The organism is Tenacibaculum sp. SSH1-16 (genome assembly GCF_040104435.1).
Lineage (GTDB): Bacteria > Bacteroidota > Bacteroidia > Flavobacteriales > Flavobacteriaceae > Polaribacter > Polaribacter mesophilus.
In genome coordinates, this window is the sequence record NZ_JBECOV010000004.1 from 9,837 (window position 1) to 21,951 (window position 12,115).

Below are 12,115 nucleotides of genomic sequence, written 5' to 3' on the forward strand. Positions count from 1 at the left end.
ACACCTCGTATTATGAGTCTTTATAATTTAACAACCACTTTTAGAGATCAGGCAGCTGCTAATAATGGAAATATCACTATTAATGCTGCTACTTTTTCTGCTTCTCAATTAACACCTCCAGAAAACTTAGATGAGTTATTGTCTAAAGGATATCAGTTAGCTGAAGGAACTTTTTTATTGATAGATACGTCAGAAACATCTATTCCAGATCCAGCAGGGAATACATTGACCATAAGTAATGCTAAAGCAAACATTTTAAATGTAGAAAAAACTAATACAGATGTTATTTTAAAGGTTGTTGTTGATGAGAAAGGAGAAGCTCAGTTTACTATACAAATCGCATTAAGTGATTGGACTTTTAAGACTAGTTGGGAATATATGACAGGAGGTGTTTTTGATGGGTTACCTTATACTTCACCATCTTTTATGTTTAGTACAGAACAAAAGGATAATTTTAAATGGCAAAATTCAGAAATCCCTTTAGTTGAAGGGCAGAATTTCTCTGCTATGATAACTCTTACAGATTGGTTAGCTGATGTTGTTGATTTTTTAACATCATGGTCGGTAAGTACAAAACTTCCTTTAACAGGGATGTTAGATCCATCAAAAGTAGATAATAAGGAGTATTTATATCCAGATATGAATCTTATTGTACCTATAAATGCTACTCCTGTATCTCTTTTGTTTTTAGAAGTAAGTAACCCTGCTGTAGGTTTCAAGATAGAATCTGTAGAGGATGTTTTAGAAGAAGATTCAGAATCAACAACAGAAATAAGTCAAACACCTTCTTTATTTTTTCAATTACAGTTGCATCTTGGGACAGATATTCAAATGGATTTCACTACTTCAGTTGCTCCAAAATCATCAGCTTTTGATATTGCAATATCGTCAGATCCTCAAAAACCACTTACGCCATTAAATATGTTCTCATTAATGGCTGGTAATAATTGGTTTAGTAATATTCCTCCAACATTGCAACAGTATTTAAATAGTATTGCATTCAAAGGGTTTACAACTTCCTTAAACTTTACTAATGGGGTACAAATAAATAGTGTTTCAGCACAAGTGGGGTCAGTTGGTACATGGAACCTCTTTGATAATTTTTCGGTTGAAGAGTTTGATGTAAATTGGTGGATATTAGGACCAGGAACAATCAATGCTCAGAGTATTTTTTTCACATCAAGAGTAAATTTTTTTCCAACCATATTCAAAGGAGGTTTTGATGTAGAAATTACTTCTGATCTTACTTTATCAGCAGCTTTTGATGGAACCGTTTCAATTAATGATTTATTAGCAGCCATAACAGGCGGTTTTATAAAAATACCAGAAAGTTTGGTAAGTGTAGTATTTACAGGGTTTGGTATTGATATGGATATCAATAGTAAATACTATGCATTTTTTGCATCAGGAGATATTGAAATGAACCTTATTACCAATATATCATTAACTGATGCAGCATTACAACTTACCTCTACTTCTCCAGTAACAGGAACAGGTTCAAATGTATATACAGCTGCTATTAGTGGTCTTTTCTCTATAGGAGATTTAAGATTACAATCAGCAGTAAATTATAATTCTTCAACAGAAGATGGAGGGTGGGATTTAAGTATAAACATGCCTGCAGGTGACAAGTTAAACTTAGGACAATTGATGGACGGTTTGTTTAAAAAAGTGGGCTTTGAGTTGCCTACTAGTTTTTTACCAGCAGATTTGTCAATTACTAGTTTTGATTTAACCGCAGATATTCCAAATGGAGCAGAAAAAGGCTCTTATGAAGTTAAAACGAGTGTGGAGTGGAAGTTTACTTTCCCTATTATTAATCAGAAAATTGATATTGCAGCGGCGTTAGCCTTAAAATATGATGCAACCAAAGCAGCAGGAAAGCAATATTCTGGCGGTGTAATGGGAAGTGTTTTACTTGAATACTTTAATGCTGAAGTTAAAATTGGTTATAATTTTGATGGTGATGACCAATTATTAATGATTGAATGGGAAGGATTTATAGCGAAATATAATGTTGCAGGAGAAAGTAGAACGATCATTTTTGAGATTAAAAATTGGAGTGTAGGATCGTTACTTACCTCATTTATGAAAATGCTATTCGATCCTAACTTTGAATTAGATGCTCCTTGGGATATTCTCAATAAAATAAGTTTAGATGGATTTAAGGTTACTTATAATTTAGATACTAAGGAGGTAGTAGTAGATTATAAATTACCAAAAAGTCTTGATTTAATATTCATAACAATCAATGGTATTAAGCTAACAAAAAATGCACAAGGTGTTCAAATAGCATTTGATGGTAGTTCAGTAGTACCAGCTGTTAACGACAGTAATGTCTTTAATAAAGAAAAAGGACAAGATGTAAAAAATATGCCAGAGGTTCCTGGACAAGGAACGCAATATTTTGAGCTACGTTTATTAGCTATGGGGCAACATGTTGAGCTAAATAATGCAGCTCAATACCAATCAATAAAAGAAGTTACAGATGCTATGGAAAAAGCATTTGAAACTCCAGAAAAAGGCAAAGTACCTATTGGTCCTGGTTCAGGAAACTCGTTACTTTCATTTAATGAAAACTCCAATTGGTTAATAGGTACCGATTTTGGAATCCTTAATGTTGGTACCAAAGAAAAACCAGTTTGGACATTAGAAATGCAAGCCGTATTCAATGACCCTAACTTATATGGTTTACGAATTGCCATGGCAGGTGATAAAGCTAAAATTTTTGCAGGCTTAGATTTTGAGATTATGTATAAAAAAATCTCAGATGGAGTAGGAGTATACCAAATAGCACTTACACTACCAGACGCCTTGAGATATTTGCAGTTCGGAGCAGTTAATATTACACTTCCTTCTATTGCATTAGCCATTTATACCAATGGTGATTTTATGGTAGATATAGGATTTCCGTATAAACTTGACTTTTCAAGATCTTTTACCTTACAGGCTATTGTACCACCAGGAATTCCAGCAATGGGATCAGGAGGTTTTTACTTCGGAAAACTGAGCAGTGCTACTACCAAAAAAGTACCACAAACTAATTATGGTAATTTTAATCCAGTAATTGTTTTTGGAATAGGTTTACAGGTAGGTGTTGGTTATAGTATTAATTACGGAGTATTAAAAGCTGGATTTAGCATTACAATTTTTGGTATTTTAGAAGGGGTAATTGCTACATATCATCCATATCAAGGAACTCTTCAAGAGAATAATAAGACAGAAGTCGAAACTTCTTATTACTATTGGTTACAAGGAACTCTTGGGTTAATTGGTAAATTATATGGTTCTTTAGATTTTGGAATTATTTCGGCATCTGTAAATATAACAGTAAAAGTATATGCACAAGCAACTTTAGAAGCTTATAACAAAATGCCTCTGGCTATTGTAGCTTCAGTAGATGTACAAGTTTCAGCAAAAATAAATTTAGGATTATTCTCTATTAAAATTAACTTTAGCTTCAAGGCAGAAATACGAACAGATCTTACCATTGGTACAGATCAAACAAGTATGGCTCCATGGAACAGACAACTTTCAGATTCTGTTGATGACAGAGCTTTGGTATATGCAGCAAAATCAAGCCAATTGTCGGAGTTACCGATCAAAGACATGCATTACAGCTCTAAATTAGTGGCAAGTACAGAAGAGAAGTCACCTACACTAAATATCTATTTTATTCCACATTTAACTGTTGCTGGATCAGAAAGTGGGGATTTAAAGAGTCAAACAGCTCAGTATGTCACTTCACTTTGGATTGATGCTCCTGATGCAGAAAACCCAGATAGTACAGTTACTTCATCGTTTGAATATTTAAGTCAAGACTTTTTTAGATGGTTAATACAAAACTATGCAGATGAAACAGCTACAGAAAGTACGAGAGCTACGGCAGACGAATTAGCAGTTTCTGCGGCCGATTTACAGCTATTACTAGCTCTGTTGTCAAATGAAGATACTCCATTACCAATTCCTACAGATAAACTATTATCATTCCTTGAAGATACATTTGAGGCAGTGAACATTCAAAACGTTACAGAAAGTTCAAAACCTGAAACAGCAGCCGTATTCCCAATGTTTTTCGATTTAGAATTATCTGTTCCAGACGCAGGAGTTGATGTTGATTTTAGCACATATAATATGGCAACAGATGTGTATTTATCTGAAGTTAAAAAGTGGTTTAATGAATTAGCTGTAAAAGTATCTGAAGAAAATACAAACGCAGCTCTGAAAAAAAGTACCTCAGTAGAACATTCTTTATCAACATTTGTATTTGAAGACTACTTTGTACTTATAGGAAAACAACTTATAGGATACGCAGAAGATGCATTAAAAAATTACACATATCCATTATCTAAGGGTAACAGTCTAAATGCCATGGCAAACTGGGCTAATGGTATAAGCACTTCTGATGGAACAACCAATGCTGTTGAGGTAAGTAGCCTTTCTAAGGCCAACCAATCTCATCCTTTACATGGTGGAATTGATATTCAAATTACTGGAGTAATGTACACTATTCTTGATGGTGACAATTTTGTTTCTATCGGAGCTAAATACGCCCTAGAAACAGCATTACTGATTACACAAAATGCAGCCATTCCAGGATTATTACAAGTTCAAGAAATTACGTATGACGCTAAGACTTATACAGTAAAAGCGACTGATACTATTAATGAGGTGGCTACGGGATTACAAACTACCGTAGCAGATTTAGCGAATGATTCAAGTTTCCAGAAAAATACACTTTTAACTACGGAAGCAAACTTGATTATTGCTGCTGCAAATTATACAGCAAAAAGCGAAGATACCTTTACTAGTATAGCTAGTACCACATTTAATAATATTTCAGTAGCTGATTTATTATTACAAAACCAATCTGTTCCAGGACTATTTATATCAGGTAATTCATTTGTTTATGATAATATTACTTATGAAATTGTACCTGGAGATACCCTAATAGGGATTGCAAAAAAACTAAGTACTCCTACTAATACAGTAACAGTAAATGATCTTGCTAATGATGCAAAAGTTCAATCATTGCAAGTACAACCATTAGGGGTATTATTAATTCAACCTTTCATTCACACAACTGCTACTTTTAGTAATCCAGATGATGCAGAAACTTTAGGTAAAATAGCTCAAAAATATAACACAACCTCTGAGGTTTTAGGAACAAGTTATCATAACCAACAAATCAATAATTTATTTTATGATTCTGATAATTACAGTACAGCAAACATACCAGAATTAAGATGCTTAGATGTACAAAGTATATTAGATTATTTCAAAGCAAAACAATCATATACACAATTATCAGGTATGGTATCGAGATACCAACTTCATGGAATGAGGTTGCCAACTACCTTACCAGGTTTAACACTCGATGCAAACTCTCCATGTACAGGTGATGATTGTGCATTATATAGATTAACAGGACAGCAATTTGAAATACCAAGTGATGTTAAAGAAGGATTTACGATTAATTTAATCAACACTACATTAGATTGGTTGCAGTTTAACGGAGAAGTTCCTTCAGGAGATCCTAAAAAAGCGACACTACCAATACAGTTAACTCCAGAAGATATATCACAAATAGCTACTGTGGTTACTTATGCTCAACAAACAGGTATTGAGCCAGGTATTTTAAAACTGGCAGCTATGAAGCCTTATAATTTAATTCCTGTTCAATATACATTTCAAACAGTTACCCAATGGAGTACCTCAGGAGAGGTAAACCTTCCTTATGGTAGTTTAGGAGGACAAACTGAAGTATCTCCACTAATTTGGAATTTCCCATCAGGTCTTTTACAACAGATAGCCATACCTAAAAGAGCTGGTTCAGCTATGGATATTCAAATAGGAACGTATAATGCCACAACTGGAGCAATGGATTATAAAAACTCTGAGTATTATGGATGGTCTACACTTTTAGAAATAGACATTAAAAAGCAGGCTGACGATACTGCTCCGGGTACAAGTGCATTTACTTATGAGTTAATAGGAGCGAATGAATCAGGAACACAGGTTTTAGAAAGATTATTAAGAGTTTTAGACCCTAATTCTTCTTCTAATAATCAAGGAGTAATTGAAGATATACAATGGTTGTATGAAGGAAGTGATGGATTACTTTCTGTTGGAAACCTAAATATGAAAACGTTTATTGTTCAATCTAATTTATCAACAGAAACAAATCCCGTACAATTAAAATCATTACAGAAAGGTCTTGAAGTAGAAGAATCTGAAAAACCTAACGGAGTTTTAAATTCATTATATGATTTTGTAAAACTATTATGGGAGTGTAGTATTACAAGATCTGGAGGATATTATTTATTATACAATGAAATTGAAGGAAATACAGGTTTCCCTGATACTATTTTTGACAGTTCAGGAAACGGAACAATTTCATTACTGGTTACTTATAGTAATTCATACAATAATATTCTTAAAGATTTTATGAACTGCGCTATAACGGGAGACAAAATTGATACGTCGTCTTCTATCGTTTATGCAGAATCTAAAGCCCAAAAAGATTTAAGCTATACAACGACTTCAGCAAATGAAACGTTACAAAGCATTTCATCTCAATACAACATATTAATTAGTGAGCTCGCTAACTTCAATGAAACGGATGTAAAACTTAATACCTCAGCAAAACCAATTGTATTGGAAGGATTGCAATATGAGGTTGGTCTTTCAACTGATACACCGTCTAATAACTTAACAGCCATTGCAGAATATTTTAATGTAAATCCAGATGATGTTAAGAGCCTTAACCCAAGTATTGACAATTGGGATAGTTTACCTGTGTGGCAATTGGTAGAAATACCTACAGTTACTTATCAAATAACAACAGGAGAAGGTACACCAGGTAATACGATGCAGAGCATTGCTAATTATTATTTTATAGATGTTGATACATTATCTTTTATAATTAAAGATGCAGCTGTTTTTAATGTCAATACAACATTTGCTATAGTTGATCAGGTAGTTCATAAAGTATCATCAATACAACAAGGTACAGCAGGTTTTGAGTTAAGTAGAACAAATCCGGGAACTCCTCCAGATAATCCAAGTGATGCTGGATATGCAGAAACCTATTTGAATAACTTATACAATTTATTAAGCTACCAAGTAGTTGCTAACAGATATTTTAACAAAAGTATTGTAGGCTTACCTTCAGGTCCATCGAATGATAAAGACCAAAATGAAGAGAATACTAATTCGCCTTGGACTTATAATCAAGTAATACCTATTGCACAGTATGCGGTTGATAACCCTAATAATTCTTACCCGGTAGGATTCCCTCAAAAAGAAGACAATCCATATAGAGGTATAGGTAACACATTACAAATACATTTTGATTGGGTTGATTATTACGGTAATGAAACGGTAACACCGTTTAGTAATCCAGAGTTGAATACAAAATCACCTCTTAATAATCCACCAGTGCAAGTAGGATACCTTGATGAATTAAAAGGGTTCTCGCAATGGCCAAGTTTGTTTATCACTTATGATGTAACCTTAGAAAATGATACAGACCGAGAATTGTTATTAAATTTCTCTTTTGATGTTACACGATACCTAAATACAGATGGTAAACCTTGCGTATCTGACCCTAATAATCCAGATGCACCAGAGTATCAAAAAAATGCATTACACGACTTAGCTGTATATACCAATATATACTATCAAATTAATCAATTTAATCCTTATGTAAAAGATCAAAATACGGTTACACTTTCATTAAGCACTTCATTGCTACCAGGAATTGAAACTGATGTAGACTTAGCACCAATCAATAATTTTGTAAAAGAAATTTACGCTTATTTATATGCTATTGCTTACTGTCAATCGGTTCCTACAGCTCCAACAATGAGTTCAATAAAACAACCAGTTGCAATAGAAAACTTGGAAACAGCTTCTATTTTTGAGTTAACAGTGGCATTACGTATGGAAAGAGATCTTTCTTTTGTTAACAACGATTTTAAAGATAGTCCATCGGTTACTTCAACTAATACAGTTGTTCAGCCAAATACCTATGTTCCTAATCTTGAACAAGAAAATAGTACAGACGAAAAAGTTCAAAACCATTCATTAACAGAATTTGCGGTCAATTTTGAAAAAACATTCTATCAAGAAAATGAATACGTACTTAAAATAGCTACAGGTATAGATAAAGAGTTGGTTGGAAGTCAGAAAAATGAAGCTATTTACATTGTAAGAATGGGACTAAAACCAGGCAATGGTATTTATTGGAATGTTGAGCCAGCAGGTTCTTATGAACTTACAAACGACTCAATTTCTAAACTATCAAATCTAGGAGTTCCTAGTTCTGTAGTAGATAAGATTACTCCGTTAGTAGGAACTATATATATGAGTAAAGCTAGTTTTGATGAAGCGTTACAAGGAGTTCTTACCCAAGAAGAGTTTACCACATATAAGATACAGATCTATACTTATAGTTTATTAAATGCATCTTTTTATGCACCGTTACCAATTTCCACTAGCTTAGTATCTAAAAAGGATGTTCCAATATGTTCTTATGTAACAGGTAAAGGGCTAGATTGTGAAAAAGGTACAGTAAAGAACTTTACGGATGTAGATATGGATATTTGGGGAAAACAATGTTTAGATGCAATTGACCTTTTCTTAAGTTCAGAATATGCAGTGCCAGCATTTTTGGTAGATGAATTAAAATCTGAAGAAGAAAAAGAGTTTTTAAAATCTTTAAATAGTGATGCTACATCTTACCTTGAAGCCATAACCAAAGCTAAATCATTACTGGCAGAAACTATTTCAACTAAGGTAGAGCCAATTCTTACAGCACCAGAAGTAAATGAAACAAGAAAATTAAATGCTCAAGAAAAGTTTAAACAACAACTACTTATTCAGTTAGGAAATACTTATTCTGTTAATGCAGTGGTACAAATGGAAGTTACTGCCGAATCAGGAATAGCAAGAGAAGGTCAAAATCAGATAGCTCCTCGTTTATATGGTACTCCAAGTATTGTTAGTAGTACAGAAGGAGATAGTAAACTGTATTCAATTTCTAATGCCAAAATACAGTTAGATTACGAAGATGGAGAAAAAACATCTGATATATCTTTTATCTTTTCTACTAAAAACACAAAAGAGTTTACGACAGTGCCTCTAGGAATGGATTATCAAATTACTCATGTTGAATTTGATATTACAGATGTGCCAGATGTAAAAGGATATCAAGCATCAAAATGGTTAACATTTATAGTGCCTGTTAATTTAGCTGAAACAGTAGAACTTGATTTTGATAAATCTCCATTACAGCAGTCTTTAGGTACTGTAGATATTCCTATAGTTCTTCGTAATTATCCAAAACCACCAACGTTAACAACTCAAGAAGGTAAAGCAGTGTCAGTAGTAGGTGATACAACGAAAGAAGTTCTAGAGAAAGCTTCAGAATGGAATTTCACGTACACTTATTCTGAAGATCAAGCAGCACAAGACCAAATTTATTCTGATGTTAGGTTTAATACTTTTGATAGTCAGGATAATAACCTACAAGCTAAACGTGGTAGTACACGTAATCTATTCAACGATATGGCTCAAATGGTCAATGTATGGTCATCAGTGTTAAATGATATGACTAAGTATTTAACTCTTATATCTCCTACATCTGATGAGACTGATCCAAATCTTGACAAAGCATTTTATGCAATGCAAGCTATGGTGCAGTTAACTAATAATTTATCATTAGCTTGGGATGAACATAATAAAAAAGCAGTGCTTTATAAAGCTTCTCAAGTGGGGGATACAGAAACTACAAGTGCTTATAATTTTATCATACAACAAAAAGAAGATCCACATTTTACTACTACTTGTGATTGCCAAGGAGGTGAAGAGTGTAAGCGTTTGGTAGTAAGTATAGTGCTTCCTCAAGATATGTCTGAAATAGACAAGCAGTTATTTATGAGTGAGTTTAAGCTGGCGGAGATTCCTAGTGCTCCATTAATTAACATAAATAATTATACAAGAGTACAAGCAACGGATGAATCTGGAGCACCAATTGAAAATTCGTATTGGTACGTAAAAGACCCTAAAGCCAAGGTAAAGGAGTATTTAGGATATCCTTGTTCTTTTGAAATACCAAATAGAACAGTTGAGGTAAACGGACTAAATGTATTACAGTTCCAAAATACATGGGCAGGAATTGCAGTAATTAGAAATGAAGGATTGGTGGAAGACAACCCTACAAATCCTAAGTTTATTTACAGAACTCCTTTAATTAGATTTTCTAATAAACTAATACCGTTGTTAAGTAATAATACTAAAATTAATATAGCTAAAATCTTAGATGAGAATGGAAGCAGTATGTCTTTGTCAGAACATTTGGCAACATTCTTTAAAACATTCTTTACGTACGATCAATTACATCAACAAACAATTAAGGTAACAAGTTATTGGAATTACTATTTACAAGAAACAGCTAAAAGTGATTTACCACCGGTTCAATTACCAGTGTTATTATACACACCTTTTTCTTTTAAAATTCCAGAAGACTATACAATACCGACTGAGGGATGTTCAGAAGAAATTACTTCTGATACACCTTTTGTATGTCAGTTAGCAAAAGCACTAGAAAAATGGTATGAAGATAAAAAACCAACAACAACAGAAGCCTATTTTTCATTTGATTTGTCAGTATTCTCTGAAGTAACCGAAACTCAGCTACCACTAATACAATTATCAAATTTAGTACTACCTTACGAGTACATAAAAAACTTATAAGAAAAGTATTTTAAAAAGATGTAGATAAAAGAAAAGCGGACGAAAGTCCGCTTTTTAAATTTAACAAAGCTCTTGTTTGCAATCATAAAAACAAGAACTAAACTCTTCTATAATGAAATTATTATTTGTTGGTTTCCGCCATTGCGAGGAGAGTAGGACGAAGCAATCTTTTTCTCGACTACTGTCACCTCGAACATTATCGAGTTCAAAATATATTTTGAACGAAGATAGCTTACGAAGTAAGTTGAGAGGTCTTAATGTTATTAATAACTCTCATTTAAGAGATTTAGCTCCGCTGAACCTCAGGGTTTCTCAGTCGCTCATAAAATCGCTTCTTCGAAATGACCGTTTTAGATTTATAAGGTTGCATCACTCCACTGTGTTCCATTCATAATGACGTTGAGATGTCAGTTCGAGTGATTTTGTGCAACAAAGTGGAACAAAATAGTATCGAGAACCTTGTTATTACCGAATACTTTTCGATACAAAATTCCCTTGAATGTGTTTCATGAATTTCACTCGAAATGACAGTTATTTTGTTTTTGAGATTGCATCACTCTACTGCGTTTCGTTCGTAATGACGTTTTATTATTGTTATAACAAAGTAAAGAAGACTTATGAGTAAAAACCGACCTATTTTTTGTTTCGTTTTGTATCAAGACAAAATGAAAGTATGTGTTTGTGAGTGACTCCTATTCATGAGGTTTAATCACACTTCGCTACTGCTCGGTTCGAAATGACCGTTTTGTTTATTGTAGTATTGCTCTTTTTCCATTGATGAAAAAGAACCAAAAAATCTAGTCTTTCGAAACCTTCACTCTAAAATTATCATTCTCGAAACTAAATGAAAAGAACTCGCTATCGCTCAAACAACTTTTCATTTATAACGTTTCTTGCGGTGTAATTTTTGGCTTGTTTTCTGAGGACATTCTGTTATCGTCATTTCGAAGGAAGTTATGACTGAGAAATCTTAAAATTGTATGAGTAACTCTGATTCATGAGATTACGTCACCTTCCACTTCGATCATAGTTTATCTTGAGCGATAGTCGAAAGACTCAGTGTCCGTTCGTAATGACGTTTTATTATTGTGATTGCATAGTGAAGAAGGCTTATGGGTAAAAACCGACCTATTTTTATTTTGCTAGAATTCGAGGTTATGGAGTACAAGAGAATCCAAAGAGTTTACGGTCTGGATTCGAATACGGAATACAACGTAGAATTCAAAAAAGGAAAAATAAGTCTTGATTTTTTGTTTCGTTTTGTATCAAGACAAAATGAAAGTATGTATTTTAGAGTAACTCCTATTCATGGGGTTTAATCACACTTCGTTACTGCTCGGTTCGAAATGACCGTTTT

At 33.4% G+C, this 12,115-nt stretch carries 1 protein-coding gene; it reads left to right on the forward strand.

Going from position 1 to position 12,115, the window contains the following annotated elements:
* Nucleotides 1-12 precede the first annotated feature (12 nt).
* Complete coding sequence (locus tag ABMY20_RS06830; protein WP_349264934.1) at nucleotides 13-10,758, forward strand: hypothetical protein; 10,746 nt, start codon at nucleotides 13-15, stop codon at nucleotides 10,756-10,758.
* Nucleotides 10,759-12,115: the final 1,357 nt, after the last annotated feature.